Source organism: Saccharothrix sp. NRRL B-16348 (assembly GCF_001280085.1).
Taxonomy (GTDB): domain Bacteria; phylum Actinomycetota; class Actinomycetes; order Mycobacteriales; family Pseudonocardiaceae; genus Actinosynnema.
The window spans coordinates 18,565-35,370 of the sequence record NZ_LGED01000241.1; the positions used below are offsets into that span (position 1 = coordinate 18,565).

The 16,806-nt window shown below is 74.2% G+C and carries 16 protein-coding genes and 1 riboswitch; of the genes, 3 read left to right on the forward strand and 13 right to left on the reverse strand.

Annotation, left to right across the window (positions count from 1 at the left end; genetic code table 11):
- Positions 1–333 precede the first annotated feature (333 nt).
- Positions 334–1,302: an ArsR/SmtB family transcription factor gene (locus tag ADK67_RS38185; RefSeq protein WP_231648557.1), complete on the reverse strand. Its 969-nt coding sequence runs from the start codon at positions 1,300–1,302 to the stop codon at positions 334–336.
- On the opposite strand from ADK67_RS38185, the gene ADK67_RS38190 reads away from it, so the two are divergent.
- A complete protein-coding gene (locus ADK67_RS38190; RefSeq protein ID WP_063797870.1) occupies positions 1,301–2,242 on the forward strand; it encodes a hypothetical protein in 942 nt (313 codons plus the stop codon). The genes ADK67_RS38185 and ADK67_RS38190 overlap by 2 nt on opposite strands.
- Here ADK67_RS38190 and cobA read toward each other — a convergent pair.
- From cobA to ADK67_RS38240, 10 genes are all read right to left on the reverse strand, one after another.
- Positions 2,187–3,404 (reverse strand): uroporphyrinogen-III C-methyltransferase, encoded by a 1,218-nt coding sequence (gene cobA, locus ADK67_RS38195; protein WP_053721454.1) that lies wholly within the window; start codon positions 3,402–3,404, stop codon positions 2,187–2,189. The two genes, ADK67_RS38190 and cobA, sit on opposite strands and share 56 nt — an antisense overlap.
- 51 nt (positions 3,405–3,455) lie before the next feature.
- A complete protein-coding gene (locus ADK67_RS38200) occupies positions 3,456–3,728 on the reverse strand; it encodes a hypothetical protein (RefSeq protein ID WP_157621334.1) in 273 nt (90 codons plus the stop codon).
- Between the two features lie 74 nt (positions 3,729–3,802).
- Positions 3,803–4,594 (reverse strand): S1 family peptidase, encoded by a 792-nt coding sequence (locus ADK67_RS38205; RefSeq protein ID WP_053721456.1) that lies wholly within the window; start codon positions 4,592–4,594, stop codon positions 3,803–3,805.
- A 100-nt stretch (positions 4,595–4,694) separates the two neighbouring features.
- On the reverse strand, positions 4,695–5,954 hold the full coding sequence (locus ADK67_RS38210; protein ID WP_053721457.1) for a cobalamin biosynthesis protein: 1,260 nt from the start codon (positions 5,952–5,954) through the stop codon (positions 4,695–4,697).
- Positions 5,951–6,793, reverse strand: a complete 843-nt coding sequence (locus ADK67_RS38215; protein ID WP_053721458.1) for a bifunctional cobalt-precorrin-7 (C(5))-methyltransferase/cobalt-precorrin-6B (C(15))-methyltransferase — start codon at positions 6,791–6,793, stop codon at positions 5,951–5,953. Before ADK67_RS38215 ends, ADK67_RS38210 begins: the two co-directional genes overlap by 4 nt.
- A 1-nt stretch (position 6,794) precedes the next feature.
- Entirely contained in the window at positions 6,795–7,868 is a 1,074-nt protein-coding gene (locus ADK67_RS38220; RefSeq protein ID WP_053721459.1) for a cobalt-precorrin-4/precorrin-4 C(11)-methyltransferase, read from the reverse strand.
- 65 nt (positions 7,869–7,933) lie between these two features.
- Positions 7,934–9,307, reverse strand: coding sequence for a cobyrinate a,c-diamide synthase (locus ADK67_RS38225; protein ID WP_082404445.1), 1,374 nt, complete (start codon positions 9,305–9,307; stop codon positions 7,934–7,936).
- Complete coding sequence (gene cobO, locus ADK67_RS38230) at positions 9,304–9,918, reverse strand: cob(I)yrinic acid a,c-diamide adenosyltransferase (protein ID WP_053721461.1); 615 nt, start codon at positions 9,916–9,918, stop codon at positions 9,304–9,306. The genes ADK67_RS38225 and cobO overlap by 4 nt, the downstream gene beginning before the upstream one ends.
- 10 nt (positions 9,919–9,928) lie before the next feature.
- Entirely contained in the window at positions 9,929–11,881 is a 1,953-nt protein-coding gene (locus tag ADK67_RS38235; RefSeq protein WP_053721462.1) for a putative cobaltochelatase, read from the reverse strand.
- A gap of 57 nt (positions 11,882–11,938) precedes the next feature.
- Positions 11,939–12,010: riboswitch (cobalamin riboswitch) on the reverse strand.
- A 356-nt stretch (positions 12,011–12,366) separates the two neighbouring features.
- Positions 12,367–12,951: a TetR/AcrR family transcriptional regulator gene (locus ADK67_RS38240; RefSeq protein WP_053721463.1), complete on the reverse strand. Its 585-nt coding sequence runs from the start codon at positions 12,949–12,951 to the stop codon at positions 12,367–12,369.
- Between the two features lie 95 nt (positions 12,952–13,046).
- On the opposite strand from ADK67_RS38240, the gene ADK67_RS38245 reads away from it, so the two are divergent.
- Positions 13,047–13,946, forward strand: a complete 900-nt coding sequence (locus ADK67_RS38245; protein WP_063797871.1) for a quinone oxidoreductase family protein — start codon at positions 13,047–13,049, stop codon at positions 13,944–13,946.
- A gap of 10 nt (positions 13,947–13,956) precedes the next feature.
- Here ADK67_RS38245 and ADK67_RS38250 read toward each other — a convergent pair whose 3' ends face one another.
- A complete protein-coding gene (locus ADK67_RS38250) occupies positions 13,957–15,120 on the reverse strand; it encodes a cytochrome P450 (protein ID WP_197289812.1) in 1,164 nt (387 codons plus the stop codon).
- Between the two features lie 36 nt (positions 15,121–15,156).
- Here ADK67_RS38250 and ADK67_RS38255 point away from each other — a divergent pair, with 36 nt between their 5' ends.
- Entirely contained in the window at positions 15,157–16,335 is a 1,179-nt protein-coding gene (locus tag ADK67_RS38255; RefSeq protein ID WP_053721465.1) for an 8-amino-7-oxononanoate synthase, read from the forward strand.
- On the opposite strand, the gene ADK67_RS38260 is transcribed toward ADK67_RS38255, so the two are convergent.
- Entirely contained in the window at positions 16,289–16,747 is a 459-nt protein-coding gene (locus ADK67_RS38260) for a GNAT family N-acetyltransferase (RefSeq protein WP_053721466.1), read from the reverse strand. The genes ADK67_RS38255 and ADK67_RS38260 overlap by 47 nt on opposite strands.
- Positions 16,748–16,806 lie beyond the last annotated feature (59 nt).

Below are 16,806 nucleotides of genomic sequence, written 5' to 3' on the forward strand. Positions count from 1 at the left end.
CCGGCGGAACCGCGTCCGGGCCGGGGGTGGGGACGGGGCTCATTTCGAACGCGTTGTAGTAGTTGCTCATGGGCACCAGCTTTGAGCCTCACGTTGCGTGAGGGTCAAGTCGGGATCGGGATTCGGTGAGTCCGGTCCGGCTCGATTTGACATGGGGCCCTTACGGGCACTCCAGGCAGGCCAAAGCCGGCAGGCCCGGCGGGGTAAAGCGTCCCGCCAGGCCTGCCGCACCCGAACCCATGTCAAATCGGGCCTAGGTGGGGGTGCGCCGGGTCCGATGTGCGGCCATTTGGTGAGGGAGCTGGCGGGGCGGTTGCGGGTCCGTTGTGGGGGTTAGGTCATGAGGGTGTCGGCGCGGGTGGTGCGCATGTGGAGGACGTGGCGGCCCTCGCGGCGGGTGGTGACCAGGCGGGCGGCGCGGAGGATGCCGATGTGTTGTGAGACCGCGCCCGCTGTGACGCCGAGGGCGGAGGCCAGGTCCGTGGTGCTCTTCGGGGCTTCGAGAAGGGTGAGGAGGTGGGCGCGGGTTCGGCCGATCAGGGCCGCTAGGTCCGGTGGGGTTTCGCGGTCTGCCCAGAGGGTGGCGATGCCCCGGGCTGGGTAGCGCAGGACGCCTTGGCCGATCGGGTCGATTGCGATCCAGGCCTTTGGCCAGCAGAAGACGCTGGGGCTGAGGACGAGGCCTTGGTCGGTGAGGTCGACGCGGTGTTCTGGCTTTCGGTGGAGGATCAGTTCGCCGTTGGTCCAGGTGACCTCGGGGTGGAGGTCGTGGAAGACGGCTTCGACGCCTTTGTCGGCCAGGGTGGCGGCGCGGGTTGCGATGTCCGCTTCGAGGACGGCGGTGATGCGGTTCCAGTGGGGGGCGATGAGGCGGTCGTGGCAGTGGCGGATCACGTCGGCTTCGGGTTGGGCCACTTGGCGCAGTTCGGCGTCCAGGTCGGGCATCCGCACGTCCGGAACGGGCATCAGGTCGGCCGGTTTCGCCGGGCCCTCCAGGCGGGCCAGCAGGGTGGTCAGGTCGGGGATTCCGTCGAGTCGGTCGCGAGCCCACCGCACCCACGGCAGGTGGACGGCGTGCGCGCCGGGGGTTCGGAGGCCGTCGACCGCCATCACGGTCTCGAACACCGGGGAGTAGGCGAACCGCACCTTGGCCAGCCCCACCCCGGCGAGCCGCACCCACACCGCCACGACGTCCCCGTTCCGCTCGCCTCCATTGTCCACCGGGGGCATGGCCTGCCCTACCTCGCACTGCCTGGCCAGCACCAGTGATCTTGGTGGGACGTCCGGCGAGGCTGGTCCCATGACGAAGACCTGGCACCGGCCCACCCTGTGGTTGGCCGTGGTGATGGCGGTGGGCGCGGTGGGGTGCGCGGTGGCGATGGTGCTCGACGGGCGAATTCTGCAGGGCGCCTCGGTGTGGGCGAAGCCGTTCAAGTTCGCGGTGTCGTTGGCGGTCTACTCGGCGACGCTGTCGTGGCTGGTGTCGCTGCCGCACCGGGGACGGCGGTGGACGTCCGGGGTGGTGACGGTGATCGCCGGGATCATGTTCGTGGAGGTGGGGCTGATCGCCGTGCAGGCGGGCCGGGGGATGTTCACCCACTACAACAGCTCGGACGACCCGCTGAACCAGTTCGTCCAGATCACCTTCGGCACGGCGATCCCGGCGATGTTCCTGGCCAACGTGGCGCTGGCGCTGGTGCTGTCGTTCCAGCGCTTCGCGCGGCCGGACGTGCGGTGGGCCGTGCGCGGCGGGCTCTACCTGGCGATCCTCGGCATGGCGTCGGGCTACCTGATGGTGGGCCCGCGCAAGCCTGTCACGGCGGTCGACGCGGAGGGCCGGGAGGTCGAACTGGTGGCCGGGCACAGCGTCGGCGTGCCCGACGGCGGTCCCGGCATGCCGATCACGGGCTGGAGCACGACAGGCGGCGACCTGCGCGTGCCGCACTTCGTCGGGATGCACGGGCTGCAGGTGATGATCCTGCTGGCGCTCGGCCTGGCCGCGCTGGGAGTGGCCGAACGGGTTCGCACGCGGCTGGTCGTGGTGGGCGCGCTGGGGTACGGCGGGTTGTTCGCGCTGCTGGTCTGGCAGGCGTTGCGGGGTGAGCCGCTGGTCCACCCCGGCGGCACGACGTGGGCGGCCCTGGGTGGGCTGGCGCTGGTCGTGGCCGCCGGGGCGGGTTTGGCGCTCAGGAGTGGAACGGCAGTCCGTCCGCCAGTGCGGCAACCGGTCCCGCAACGATGATCGCGGGTGGGCGGATGCCGTGCTCGGCGATGTCGGCGGCCAGGGACGCCAGGGTCGACCGCACGACCTTCTGCGTGCGGGTGCTGCCCTCCTGGATCACCGAGACCGGGGTGTCGCCCGGACGGCCGGTCATCAGGGCGTCCGCGAACGCCGCCGCCCGCTCCACCCCCATGAGGATCACGACGGTGCCGCTCAGCCTCGCCAACGCCGACCAGTCGACCAGGGACCGCTCGTCGTCGGGCGCGACGTGCCCGGAGACGACCACCACCTCGTGCGCGACGCCCCGGTGCGTCACCGGCACGTCCGCCAGCGCCGGCACGCCGAACGCGCTGGTCACGCCGGGCACGACGGTGACCGGCACGCCCGCCTCGGCGCACGCGATCAGCTCCTCGAAGCCCCGGCCGAACACGTACGGGTCACCGCCCTTGAGGCGGACCACGAACCGGCCGGCCTTGGCGTGGTCGACGAGCGTGGTGTTGATGAAGTCCTGCGTCGCCGCGCGGCCGTACGGGATCTTCGCCGCGTCCACCACCTCGACGTGCGGTGGCAGCTCGTCCAGCAGCTCGCGCGGCGCGAGCCGGTCGGCCACCACGACGTCCGCCCTGGCCAGCAGCCTGCGCCCGCGCACGGTGATCAGGTCGGGGTCGCCGGGGCCGCCGCCGACGAGCGCCACGCCCGCCGGCTGGTCGTGGTGGTCGGCGAGGGAACCGTCGCGCAACGCCGACAGCAGGCCGTCGCGCACCGCGGCGGAACGGCGGTGCTGCCCACCGGCGAGGACGCCCACGAGCAGGCCGTCGTGGGTGCCGACCGCGGGTGTCACGGCGGTGCCCTTCACGGCCACGTCGGCGCGCACGCAGAACACGCGGCGCTCCTCGGCGTCCGCCGTGACCCGCGCGTTCACCTCGGGTGACGACGTGCAGGCCAGCACGTACCAGGCGCCGTCGAGGTCGCCGTCGGCGTACTCGCGGGCGGTCCAGACCGCCTCGCCGCCGTCGACGAGGCCCTGGACCGCCGGGGTCACCTCGGGTGAGATCACCTCCACCCTGGCGCCCGCCGCGACCAGCCTGGGCAGCCTGCGCTGCGCGACCGTGCCGCCGCCCACGACGACGACCCGCCGACCGGTCAGGTCCAGGCCCACGAGGTAGTGCTGTTCACCGTGCATGGGTAGAAGCATCCACACCAGACATGTCCTGTCCAACCCGGGTGCTTCACATCACTGGCGCTGCTCGATCCAGGCGTGCGCGGCGTTCGACCGGCAGCGGACCTTGGTGGTGGCGACACCGTTGGAGATGCTGAGCCACGAGCTGTCGACGGTCGTGCCGTCCGCGCAGGAGGCGACCAGGCGGAACGACCCGCGGCCCTCGCACCTCCCCGAGGCGGCCTTGCCGTCGACGGCCGCGGCGCACGAGTGGAGACCTTCCGCCGCGGACGCCACACCTGGCGCGGCGGCGGACAACACGACCAGCATCACGAGTAGTCGGCGCATGACACGGGATCGAACACGCCGAACGGGCCCACGACCGGCAAAGCACCCGGTCGTGGGCCCGTCGCGGGGTTCGGTTACAGCTGAGCGGTGATCGTGGAGTAGTACGAGGCGATCCGCGCGTACACGCCGGGGTAGCCGGCGAGGGCGCAGCCGCGGCCGAACGAGGTGGCGCCGATGAGCTTGCCGCCGGCGACCAGCGGGCCGCCCGAGTCACCCTGGCAGGTGTCGGTGCCGCCGTTCGGGTAGCCGGCGCACACCATCGAGGTGGGGCTGTAGTTGGAGTAGGCCGTGCGGCAGGTCGCGTCGGACGTCACCGGCACGGTCGCGCCGAGCAGGTAGCGCGAGGCCGAGCCGCCGGAGGACGTGGTGCCCCAGCCGTAGATCCGGGCGCTCGTGCCCGCCGCGTACAGCGCGGTGTCGGACGGGGTGGCCAGCGGCAGGTAGGTGGAGCTGATGTTGGTGCCCAGGGTCAGCACCGCGACGTCGTAGCCGGAGCTGGCGGTCCGGTAGCTGGGGTGCACCCAGATCCGGCTCACCGTGGCGACGGTGCCCGCCGTGCTCTGCTTGTCGTCCCGCCCGTGCACCACGCGGGTGCTCGACGCGCTCCGGCCGCTGACGCAGTGCGCGGCCGTGACGACCTTGTTGGCCTTGACCAGCGTGCCGCCGCAGAACTGACCGCCGGTGCTGGTGGCCAGGTACACGACCCACGGGTAGGTGCTGGTGGACACGCGGGAGCCGCCGACGATGAACGGCGACACGCCGGTGTCGGAGGTCGTCTCGGCCGAGGCGGGCGCGACGGTCATCAAACCGATCGCGGCCACCGTCGTGGCCAGGACGGTGAACAGGCGACGCAGGGTTTTCGCCATGTCGATCCTTCCGGTGCAGGGACGCCCCGGTGTGGGCGCACCTCCAGCTAGGACCAAGACGGCGGCAGCGACAACCGCCTTTAGACGGCTCGTCGGGACTTCACAGTTGACGAGTGACGCCGGTCACGCGGATGACATCCGCGCGAATCGGCCCGGCAACATCCGGCCCGGCGCCCGCCTCGACGAACGCCACCGCCGCGCCCGCCTCGGCCAGCCGCACCGCGCCGTCGGCGGCCACCCTGGTCCCCGGCCGCAGCAGGTGCCGCACCTGCGCCACGCACTCGGCGCTGCCCACCACGACCGACGCCCGCCGCAGCTCGGCCTCGGCGCGCGGCGTGCGCTCGTCCGCGTCACCCGGGCCCAGGCCGACCAGCGCCAACCGGCCGCGCGGCAGCACCCGTGCGGCGGCGACGGTCACCCCGGCGCCCTTGACCTTCTCGGCCGCGATCTCCACCCGGCCGCCGCCGGACAGCTCCATCGCGCCGCGCAACGCCGCCGCCTCGGCCACGCTCGGGATGCCGATGGCCAGCTCCGCCGGGTTGGGCACCGGGATCACCGCCAGCTCCTCGCCCGGGTAGGACAGCAGCGGCGCGGTGGTCGAGTCGTGCCAGAATCCCCAGTCCTCCAACGCGTCCGCGATGCCCTGCTCGGCGACCTTGCGGTCCAGCGTGGCGAACGCCCTGATGGCGCGCAGGTCCAGCCCGCGCTTCTCCTCCAGTTGCGCCAACGCCGCCGACACCGCCGACGCCGACACGCCCGTGCCCGACCCGACGCCCACGACGAGCGTGCGCGGCACCACCCGCACCACGCGGTCGTCGGCGGGGCCCTTGGGCACGCGGTCGTCCACCAGGACGCTCCACGCGGTCTCGTGGCCGTGGGCGACGACGTTGTCCGGCAGCGCGGGCAGCGGGAAGCCGAGCGGGTTGGCCAGCAGCACGGGCTCGCCGAGCCGGACCGCCTCGCCGCACGCGGCCAGGTCACCCTCGACGGTGGCGTCCAGCAGCTCGACCAGCTCGTCCAGCGGCGACACCGCCGACGCCGACGTGGTCACGGCCTGCGCGCCGAGGACGTCGGCGACCCGTTCGGCCACGGCGTCCGCGCCCCCGAGCAGCGCCACGGCGAACCCGCCGTCCACGCACACCACGCCCGGGTCGGCCCGCTCGTCCCGCAGCAACGGCGCGACCAGCCGCACGGTCGCCTCCGTGCCGAGGAAGAACACCGCCGAACCCAGCCGCGGCCACAACGCGCGCAACGCGGGCCCGATCGGGCCGTCCGGCACCACCGCGTCGGGCCCGAGGAACCCGGCCAGCTCGACCGCGGCCCGCCGCCCGCGCTCGCCGGCGGCGAACACCCCGATCACGCCTTCTTCACTCCCCACAGCACGGTCACCGGGTTGGTGGCCAGCAACGTCCCGCCGGTGAGGCGTGCGGCGGCCACCTGGCTGCCCTCGACCTCGTACCCGGCCTCCAGCAACGCGTCACGCGCGGGCAGCACGCGGTCCAGATCCGGGGTCGCCACCACGACCCGCCGGGCGCCCGACCGCACGCACCGCCGCACCACGTCCGCGCCACCGCCGCCGACGAAGACCGCGTCCGGCCGGGGCAGCTCCCCCGCCTCGCCCAGCTCGGCCTCGACCACGCGCACGTCCACGCCGTGCGCGGAGGCGTTGGCGATGATCCGCACGCACTGCACCGGGTCGCGTTCCACCGCGACGACGGCCGCGCCGAGCCGGGCGCACTCGACGCCGATCGCGCCGGGACCCGCGCCGACGTCCCACACCAGCACGCCGGGGCGCGGCGCGAGCCGGGCCAGCACCAGCGCCCGCACCTCGGCGACGGCGATCATGCCCTCGCGGTGCGCGAAATCGTCGTCCGGCAGCGCCCAGCCCTCGCCGGTGGGCGCGAAGCCCTGCTCGGCGAGGCACAGGATCGCGCCGGGCTCGGACCACGGCCGCGCCACCGCGTCCGCCGGGTCCACAGTGGACACGCCGGCGGCCGACTCGACCACCAGCGCGCGACGCCACCCGGCCAGCCCGCGGGCCAGTTCCGCCGGGTCGGCGCCGGAGACGACGACGGCGGGCCGCGCCCGGCACACGTTCACCGCGTGCCGCAGGCCCACCGCCCCGGCGTCCACGACGGTCACGTCGTCCCAGGAACGACCGGCCTGCGTGACGAAGCGGTGCAGCGCGACGACGTCCATGTCAGTTCACGCGCTTCTTCTTGGCCCGCGAGCCGGACGGCTTGCGGGGCGTCGTGCTCGCCTGCACGGTGGCGGGCTTGCGCTTCGCGGCGGCGGCCACCACGGGCTTGGGCTTCGGCTTGGCGTCCTGCTCCACCGACGCCTCCACCGGCGTCTGCTCCGGCACGTCGACGACCAGCTCCAGCAGCGGCTCGGCCTTCGGCTTCGCGGGCGCCGAACGCTTGGTGCGCGCGGTTTCCTGCCAGTCGTGCACCGCCGACCACGCCGCCGCCGACGGCGAGTCACCGGACTTCACCACCGGGCGGCTCGCGCGCGCGGCCCACTTCGACGGCCGCGGCCTGCGCACCGGCTCGTCGCCCTCGACCACCGGCGCACGGCGGCGTGACGCGGGCTGCGCGAGCACCTTGCCGACCAGGAACAGCGTGGTGCGGTAGAGCTTGTGCTCCTTGACGCACGCCTCCAGCTCGCCCACCGTCGTCTGCGCGACCGTCTCGTCGGGCAGGGAAACCTTGTACGCCACGACGACGGGCGTGTCGTCGGCGTACCCGCCGGCACGCAACCGTTCGACCAGCAGGCCGACCCGCGCCCCGGACGCGGAGATCGCCATCGTGGTGCCGTGCGCGGCGAACTCCGCGACGTGCTCGGCGGTGTCCGGCCCGACCAGCAGCAACGACTGCGCGACGTCCGAAGTGGTCAGCTCGCGGCCGACGACCGCCGCCGCGGCGGACACCTGCGAGACGCCCGGCACGACGTCGGTCTCCAAGCCGAGCCGGCCGCACGCGTCCCGCTGGTCGCGCAGGCCACCCCACAGCGACGGGTCGCCCGCGTGCAGCCGCACCACCTTGAGCTTGCCCGCCGACGCGCGCCGGTACACCTCGACCACCTCGGCGTCGGACACCCGGGAGAAGTCGACCAGTTCGGCGTCGGCGCGGGCGTGCTCGCGCACGCACTCCGCCTCGATCACGCTGGGGGCCCACAGCACGACGTCGGCCTCGGCTATCCGCTTCGCGCCGCGCACGGTGATGAGATCGGCGGCGCCGGGACCGGCGCCCACGAAGGAGACCCGACCAGTCATCACAACTGCTCCCCACGACGTGTTCGGCTTGGTGGGCAAGGACCGTACCGCGCGAGCGCGATCCACTAACGAGTGGCCTCGGAGCACGCGGACTCGTTCGCGCAGGCCCGGACGAAGCGGGTCACGGCCTCCGGCGCGGACGCCGGGTGGGTGTGCAGGTACGACGCGTGCACCCGGCCGAGCACGAAGCCCTCGGCCACCGGGCGCAAGTCGTGGCCGCGCCACCGCCAGGCCGGTTTCGCGCCGTGCGGGACGCTCAGCGCGGTGCGGTGGAACTCGTGCCCGGTGATCCGGGAACCGGCGCGGGCCAGCACGGAGTCCTGCGGCGCGACGGCGTCCCGGTAGCCGAGCGTGAGCCGGGGCGTCATCGAGCCGTCCGCGTCGATCACGCCGCACATCGGCGCGCCGTCCAGCGAGTTCGCCAGGTACAGCAGGCCGCCGCACTCGGCGTGCACGGGCGCGCCGCGGCGGACCAGGGCGGCGACGGCGGCGCGCAGCTTGTCGTTGCCCGACAGCTCGGCGGCGTGCTGCTCGGGGAACCCGCCGGGCAGCACCAGGCCGGCCGTGCCGTCGGGCAGCGCCTCGTCGCGCAGCGGGTCGACCACGACGACGTCCGCGCCGGCCGCGGCGAGCAGCTCGACCTGCTCGGCGTAGCCGAACGTGAACGCCGCGCCGCCCGCGACCGCGATCGTGGGCGTGCCGGCGACCGGCTCGACCTCGGTGTGCGCGTCCCACGTCGGCACGGCCAGCGCGGGCACCTCGGCGGCGAGCCGGCGCACCGCGTCCAGGTCGACGTGCCGTGCGACGGCGTCGGCGATGGCGTCCACGGCGGCGGTGGCGGCCGGTCCGTGCTCGGCGGCGGTGACCAGGCCGAGGTGGCGGGACGGGAGCGCGAACTTGTCGTCGCGCGGCAGCACGCCGAGCACTTCCAGGCCGACCTCGGCGCACGCGCCGCGCAGCACCTGCTCGTGCCGGGCGGAGCCGACCTGGTTGAGCACCACGCCGCCGAGCCGCACGGTCGGGTCGTAGCCGCGGAACCCGTGCAGCAGGGCGGCGAGGCTGCGGCTCTGGCCCCGTGCGTCGACCACGAACAGCACCGGCGCGGACAGCAGCTTGGCGACGTGCGCGGTGGACCCGATGCCCTCGGTGTCCACCCGCCCGTCGAACAGCCCCATCACGCCTTCCACCACGGCCAGGTCGCAGCCGCGGGCGCCGTGCGCGAACAGCGACGCCACCCGGTGCTCGCCGACCATGACGGGGTCGAGGTTGCGGCCCGGCCTGCCGGTGGCCACCGAGTGGTAGCCGGGGTCGATGTAGTCCGGGCCGACCTTGAACGGCGCGACCTTGTCGCCCGCGCGGCGCAGCGCCGCCATCAGGCCGGTGGCCACGGTGGTCTTGCCGCTGCCCGACGCGGGCGCGGCGACCACCAGCCGGTTCACCACTCGATCCCCTTCTGCCCCTTCTGGCCCGCGTCCATCGGGTGCTTGACCTTGGTCATCTCCACCACCAGGTCGGCGGCTTCGACGAGCTTGTCGGGCGCGTACCGACCGGTGATGACGACGTGCTGGTGGCCGGGCCGGTTGGCCAGGGTGTCGACCACCTCGTCCACGTCGATCCAGCCCCAGTGCAGCGGGTAGGTGAACTCGTCCAGCACGTAGAGGCCGTGCTGCCCGGTGGCCAGCCTGCGGGAGATCTCCTGCCAGCCCTCGCGCGCGGCGGCGGCGTGGTCGTCCTCGGTGCCCTGCTTGCGGGTCCAGGACCAGCCCTCGCCCATCTTGTGCCACTCGACGGGGCCGCCTTCGCCGGTCTGCTCGTGCAGCCGGCCGAGCGCGCGGAACGCCGACTCCTCGCCGACCTTCCACTTCGCTGACTTCACGAACTGGAAGACGCCGATGGACCAGCCCTGGTTCCACCCGCGCAGCGCGAGACCGAAGGCGGCGGTCGACTTGCCCTTCATCTCGCCGGTGTGCAGCACGACCAGGGGCCGGTTGCGGCGCTGCCGCGTGCTGAGGCCGTCGTCCGGAACGGTGGTGGGTTGTCCTTGGGGCACTTCGACGCTCCTAAGCGGCTCGGGCGGCGCGCACGACGCCCGCCACCTGGTCTGCGGACAGTTCCTCCAAGCGCACGCACGCCGCTTCCAGCGCGCCCGCCACCCGTGCCGCCAGGCCGAGCCTGACCGGGCCGTGCTCGCAGTCGACGACGACCGACGCCACCCGGTCGGCCGCCAGCAGGCCGGCCGCGCGCAGGGCGTCGCGCATCGGGTCCCCGCCGGTGCCGGTGGCCGTCGCGCGGCCGTCGGTGAGCAGCACCAGCAGCGGTCGGCGGCGGGGGTCGCGGACGCGTTCGGTCTCCAGCACGCGGCGGGCGCGCAGCAGGCCGTCGGCCAGCGGGGTCCGGCCGCCGGTGCGCAGGGCGCGCAGCCGGGCCGCCGCGGCGTCCACCGAGTTCGTCGGCGGCAGGGCGGTGTGCGCCTCACGGCCGCGGAACGTCACCACGCCGACCTTGTCCCGCCGCTGGTAGGCGTCGCGGAGCAGGGAGATCACCGCGCCGCTGACCGCCGACATCCGCTGCCGGGCCGCCATCGAGCCGGACGCGTCGACCACGAACAGCACGAGGTTGCCCTCCTTGCCCTCCCGCACGGAGAGCCGCAGGTCCGCGCCGCGCAGCTCCAGGCCGGGACCGCGGCGGCCCCGGGCGGCCTGGTGGGGCGCGGCGGCGGCGAGCGTGCCGACTAGGTGCAGGCCGGTGCCGTCCACAGTGGACGAACGGACCACCCGGCCGGTGCGGGCGCGGGCACGGGACCGCTTGCCCGGCGCGCCCTCGCCGACGCCCGGCACCTCCAGCAGCCGGGCGCGGAACGCGGGTGCGGGCGCGTGGGACCGCTCGGTCGAACCGGCTCCCGGACCGTCCGGAGTGGACTCCGGCGGCTCGCCGGGCAGCTCCGAGCCGCCGTCGTCGTCCGGGCCTTCGGGGTCGTCTTCAGGGCCGTCCTCGGGCTCCTGGGCGGCTTCCGCGCCCTGCTGGAGGGCGTCGTTCAGCTGCTCCTCCTCCAGCCCCGGCTCGTCGAACGGGTCGCGGCGCTTGCGGTGCGGCAACGCCAGCCGCACGGCCGCCGCCACGTCCTCCTCGGCCACCTCGGCGGCGCCGCGCCAGGCGGCGTGCGCGGTCGCCGTGCGGGCCACCACGAGGTCCGCGCGCATCCCGTCCACCTCGAACGCGGCGCAGATCCCGGCGATGCGGCGCAGTTCCGCGTCCGGCAGCACCACGTCCGCGAGCCGGTCGCGTGCGGCGACGATCCGCCGGGCCAGGTCCTGGTCGGCCTCGGCCCACCGGGCGGCGAAACCCTCGGGGTCGGCCTCGTAGGCCAACCGCCGGCGGACGACCTCGGTGCGCGTCGGCACGTCCCGCGAGGCGCGGACCGCGACCGTGAGGCCGAAGCGGTCCAGCAGCTGCGGGCGCAGCTCGCCCTCCTCCGGGTTCATGGTGCCCACCAGCAGGAACGACGCGGCGTGCGACACGGACACGCCTTCGCGCTCGACGTGCGCACGGCCCATGGCGGCGGCGTCGAGCAGCAGGTCCACGAGGTGGTCGTGCAGGAGGTTCACCTCGTCCACGTACAGCACGCCCCGGTGCGCGGCGGCCAGCAGACCGGGCTGGTAGGCGCGGACGCCCTCGGTCAACGCGCGCTCCAGGTCGAGCGAGCCGATCAGCCGGTCCTCGGTCGCGCCGACCGGCAGCTCGACCAGCCGGGCCGGCCGCCGATCCGCGCCGTGGCCGTGGGGCCCGTCGGGGCAGTCGGTCGGCGTGGCCGGGTCGCAGCCGAACCGGCAGCCCGGCACCACGTCCAACTCGGGGAGCAGTGCGGCGAGGGCGCGGACCACGGTCGACTTCGCGGTGCCCTTCTCACCTCGGACGAGCACCCCGCCGATACTGGGGTGCACGGCGTTGAGCAGCAGAGCAGTGCGGAGGTCGTCGTGGCCGACGACAGCGGAAAAGGGGAAACGCGCGCCCATGCGGCGGTGTCCTTCCTCGGGTGTCCACGCCCGTGTCCGGTCGATGAGTCGGGGGTCGAGTTCCTGACTCCCGGGCTCCTCGGTCCGGTCACAGTGGCGGGACCGTGCCGGATTCACACCGGCTTCCTCGCGCACCCCCTCAAGCCTGGGCATCGTCGCACTTCCCCCGGCGCGCTCCAAGTCCCGGGCGGGCGAGGACGATCACACCGGGCGGTTCTGGACGAGGGCCGGACCCCGGATGCGGCCCGAGCAGACCGGCGAGTTCGACGCCGCACTGACCACGGCACGCCGGACGCCGCACCTCGACCAGTTGCGCGACACACTCCAGGCACGGCGGCGCGTCGCCCTGCTCACCCGGCAAGACCCGACGCACAAGACCAGATCCGCTCGCTTCCGCCGGAAGCCGTTACCGCAGCCGAGGTTTGATCACCTACCTCCTGCTGACCAGCCAGGACCGTGTCGACGTGCTCGTCGTGACCTGGGTTTCATTCGACTGACGGTCCGGCAGACTCCGCGCCTCCGGCCAGCACGCCGCGCGCGACCGAGATCACGCCGGCCCGCACCCGCGCCACGTCCAGATCGCACCGGTCGACCATGTGCTGCAGCGTGTCCGCGCGCACCTGGGCGAGCAGGGCGTGTGCCAGGTACTCGGCATCCGCACCGGGGTTGACCTGGGCGATCAACGCGACCAGGCGCTGGTGCGTGAGCGTGGCGTCCGCGTCGCACGCGATGCTGCGCGACGACACCCGCTCGAAGGCGATCACCAGCGGCAGGGCGGCGATCACGTGGTCGAACAGGGTCGCCACGAACGTGATCACCCTCTCGTCCGGCGGGACGTCGCCGGCCGCCAGCAACGCCTCGGCCTCGGCCCGCCACGACTCGGAGGTCTCGTCCACCACGGCCTGCACGAGGCCGTCACGGTCGCCGAAGCGGCGGAACACGGTGCCCTTGCCGACACCCGCGGCGGCCGCGACGTCGTCCATCGAGAACCCGTCCGGCCCGCGTTCGGCGATCAGGCGCGCCGCGGTGGCCAGGATCGCGGCACGGTTGCGCTCGGCGTCCTTCCGCATGCGGACCTCCTACGGCTTGACAAAAGCGGACCGTCAGTCCGTATGGTAGCGGAGGTGAAGCGGACCGTCGGTCCGTTTGAGTTCCGGGAGGCGTTGTGCGAGCGGTGCGGTTCCACGAGTTCGGTGCGGCGGACGTGCTCGGCGTGGAGGAGGTGCCCGATCCGGTCGCGGGAGCGGGCCAGGTCCTGGTCCGCGTCACGGCGATCGGCGTCAACTACGGCGAGACGATCATCCGGTCGGGCACGGGCGCGCGGGTGGTGCCCTGGTACGACCTCGCGCCCGGCGCGCTCGGCGGCGAGGTGGTCGGGATCGGCCCGGACGGCAGGCGGCTGATCGGCTTCGCGCTCGGCGAGGGCTACGCCGAGCTGGCCCTGCTGCCCGAGGACGCGGCCGAGGTGCCCGACGGTCTGTCCGACCACGAGGCGCTGGCGCTGTTCCTCCAGGGCACGACGGCGGTCGCCGCGGCGGACGCGGTCCGGCTCGCCGCCGGCGAACGGGTGCTGGTCGAGGCGGCGGCCGGCGGTGTCGGCAGCCTGCTCGTGCAGGTGGCGGCACGGGCGGGCGCGACGGTCGTGGCCGCCGCACGGGGCGCGCGGAAGCTGGCGCTGGCCCGTGAGCTGGGCGCGCACGAGGTCGTGGACTACGGCGAGCCGGACTGGCCGACCGGGGTCGAGCCGGTCGACGTGGTGTTCTCCTCGGTCGGCGGCGCGGTGGCGCGGCAGTCGTTCGAGCTGTTGCGCGACGGGGGCGGCAGGCTGGCCGTGTTCGGCTTCGCGAGCGGCGAGCCGCTGGACGTGACCGCGTCCGACGTGTTCCGCAAGGGCGTCGCGGTGCTCGGGTTCGGCAACCCCATGACCCCGGACACCGTGCGGCGGGCGTTCACCCTCGGGCTGCGCCCGGTGCTGGGCGAGGCGCTGCCGCTGGCCGAGGCCGCCCGCGCCCACGAACTGCTGGAGAGCCGGGCCACCACCGGCAAGGTCGTGCTGGTCCCCTAGCAACCGGCAGTCACGGCACCAGCTCGACCTCCACGCTCAACGGCGCGCGGAACGACAGCAGGCCCAGCATCGGCGGCGGCTCGGTCGAGGCCAGGCGCAGTTCCGGGAACCGCCGCGCGGTCTCCCGCAGCACCACCTCCGCCTCCAGCCGGGCCAGCCCGGCGCCGAGGCAGAAGTGCCTGCCGAAGCCGAACGCGAGGTGCTTGCGGGCGTTGGGCCGGGCCGGGCAGAAGCGCTCGGGCTCGGCGAAGACGTCCGGGTCCGAGCCGCTGCCCGCGAGCATGAGCAGCAGCGGCTCGCCCGCCGGCACGTCCACTCCGGAGAGGGTGACCGGCTCGGCCGTGATCCGCCGCCACGTGCTCACCGGCGGATCACGCCGCAGCACCTCTTCCACGCACGCGGCGGCCACACCCGGCTCGGTCAGGCGCGACCACAGGCCGTCCTGCCGCAGGACCGCGTAGAACGCCGCGGACAGCAGCTGGGTGGTCGTCTCCTGGCCCGCGATCAGCAGGAAGTAGCACAGCCCGGCCGCGTCCCGGATCGGCACGCCCTGCGCGCGCAACGCGCCGAACAGGTCGTCGCCCGCCGGGTCGGCGGCCTTGATCCGGGAGGTCAGCCACTGGTGGAACGCGGCGGCGGGCCGGGCCAGCTCGTGCTGCCGCGCCACCGTGACGTCACCCCAGAACAGCTCCAACGACGCCGTGCTCCACACCTTGAGCGCCTCGACGTCCACGTCGCGGATGCCCATGACCTCCAGCAGCACGATCGCGGGCAGGTCGCGGGCCAGCGCCGGGTGCAGGTCGGCGCGCCCGTCGAGCCGGTCCAGCCGCTCCGCCGCCAGCTCCGCGATCCGCGGCCCCATCGCCGCCACCCTGGCCGGCGTGAGGAACCGGGCCACCAGCCGGCGCAGCGCGGCGTGCGTGTCGGTGCCGTTGTTGGCCAACGTCGGCGGCAGCGAGAACCCGGCCCGCGCCAGCACCCGCAGCACCGGGCGCGGTATCCCGGTCACCGCGGTCAACGCGTTGTCGGGGTGGAAGCGGCGCGGGTCGGCCAGCACCGCGCGCACGTCGTCGTAGCGGCTGACCAGCCACATGCCGGTGCGCTCGTCGCGGTGGACCGGCGCGTTCTCCCGCAACGAGCGCAGATCGGCAGGCTCCGGCTGGAAGAGGTCCACGCCGGCACCGTAGCCGTCGGATGCGACACTGCCGGCGTGAGTGTGCGCACAGGTGACTCGGTGTTCGACTGGATCGACACGCGTGCCGAGGCTCGCGCGAAAGCCGGTCTGGCCCGCCGGATCCGACCACGGCCGGCGGACTCGACGAACCTCGACCTGGCGTCGAACGACTACCTCGGCCTGGCCCGGGACAAGCGGGTGACGGGCGCCGCCGCGGCGGCCACGCTCCGCTGGGGCGCGGGCTCGACCGGGTCGCGGCTGGTCACCGGCTCCACCGAGCTGCACACCGAGCTGGAGTACGAGCTGGCGAACTTCTGCGGCGCGCAGTCCGCGCTGGTGTTCTCCTCGGGCTACGCGGCGAACCTGGGGGCGCTGACCGCGCTGTCCGGTCCCGGCACCGCGATCGTCGCCGACCAGCACATCCACGCCTCCCTGATCGACGGCACCCGGCTGTCCAAAGCGGACGTCGTGGTCGCCGGGCACTGCGACGTCGAGCAGGTCACGCACGCCCTGGCCACGCGCGGCAAGCGGCGGGCGCTGGTGGTGACCGACTCGGTGTTCTCCGTCGACGGCGACCTCGCGCCGCTGGCCGCGCTGGCCGCCGCCTGCCGCGAGCACGACGCGGCGCTGGTCGTGGACGACGCGCACGGCCTCGGCGTCGTCGGCGACGGCGGACGTGGCGCGGTGCACGCGGCGGGCCTGGCCAAGGCGCCCGACGTGGTGACCACGGTGACGCTGTCCAAGTCGCTCGGCGCGCAGGGCGGCGCGGTGCTCGGGCCGAGCCGGGTGATCAAGCACCTGATCGACACCGCGCGCACGTTCATCTTCGACACCGGGCTCGCGCCGGCCAGCGCGGCGGCGTCGCTGGCCGCGTTGAAGGTGCTGCGGGAAGAGCCGGAACGGCCCGCGCGGGCACTGGAAGTGGCTCAGGACCTGGCGTTCCGGCTGAAGGAGGCGGGCCTGCGGGTCAGCACGCCGACCGCGGCCGTGGTGTCCGTGCAGGCGCCGTCGCCGGAGGCGGCGTTCGACTGGGCCGAGGCGTGCCGCGCGCAGGGCGTGGTCGTCGGCTGCTTCCGGCCGCCGTCGGTGCCCGACCGGATCTCCCGGCTCCGCCTGACCGCACGGGCCGACCTGTCCGAGGGCGAGATCGAGCGGGCCGTGCGGGTGATCACGGAGACCGGCGCATCCGCAGGTGCGGTATCCCGTCCTCGATGAACTCCGCGCCCTGCGGCTCGAAGCCGAACGACGCGTAGAAGTCGGCCACGTAGGTCTGCGCGTCCAGCACGCAGGCCACCTGGCCGATCTCGGCCAGCACCGCCTCCATCAGCCGACGGCTGTAGCCGCGACCGCGGGCGGGACGGGCCGTGCAGACCCGGCCGACGCGGAACGTGCCGTCGGGCTCCTCCAGCAACCGCAGGTAGGCCTGCGGCCCGGAGAGACTGTCGGCCTCCAGCCAGAAGTGCCGGGTGCCCGGTTCCAGGTCACGCCCGTCCAGGTCCGGGTAGGCGCAGTTCTGCTCCACCACGAACACGTCGGAGCGCAGCTTGAGCACGGCGTAGAGCTGGTCGGGGGTCAGGTCGGCCGACCACTGCCGGCGCAGCGTCGCCGGGTACGGGTGTGAACGCACCCCACCGTGGTACCACAGCCACCGATCCGGTCCGGGCGGCGAGGCTCGAATCCGGCGCC

Excerpts from the sequence above, each read along its gene's own strand:
- ADK67_RS38190 (WP_063797870.1), top strand. The coding sequence starts at position 1,301 with ATGACGAAGACCTGGCACCGGCCCACCCTGTGGTTGGCCGTGGTGATG.
- ADK67_RS38185 (WP_231648557.1), bottom strand. The coding sequence starts at position 1,302 with ATGGGACCAGCCTCGCCGGACGTCCCACCAAGATCACTGGTGCTGGCC.
- cobA (WP_053721454.1), bottom strand. The coding sequence starts at position 3,404 with ATGCACGGTGAACAGCACTACCTCGTGGGCCTGGACCTGACCGGTCGG.
- ADK67_RS38200 (WP_157621334.1), bottom strand. The coding sequence starts at position 3,728 with ATGCGCCGACTACTCGTGATGCTGGTCGTGTTGTCCGCCGCCGCGCCA.
- ADK67_RS38205 (WP_053721456.1), bottom strand. The coding sequence starts at position 4,594 with ATGGCGAAAACCCTGCGTCGCCTGTTCACCGTCCTGGCCACGACGGTG.
- ADK67_RS38215 (WP_053721458.1), bottom strand. The coding sequence starts at position 6,793 with ATGGACGTCGTCGCGCTGCACCGCTTCGTCACGCAGGCCGGTCGTTCC.
- ADK67_RS38220 (WP_053721459.1), bottom strand. The coding sequence starts at position 7,868 with ATGACTGGTCGGGTCTCCTTCGTGGGCGCCGGTCCCGGCGCCGCCGAT.
- ADK67_RS38235 (WP_053721462.1), bottom strand. The coding sequence starts at position 11,881 with ATGGGCGCGCGTTTCCCCTTTTCCGCTGTCGTCGGCCACGACGACCTC.
- ADK67_RS38240 (WP_053721463.1), bottom strand. The coding sequence starts at position 12,951 with ATGCGGAAGGACGCCGAGCGCAACCGTGCCGCGATCCTGGCCACCGCG.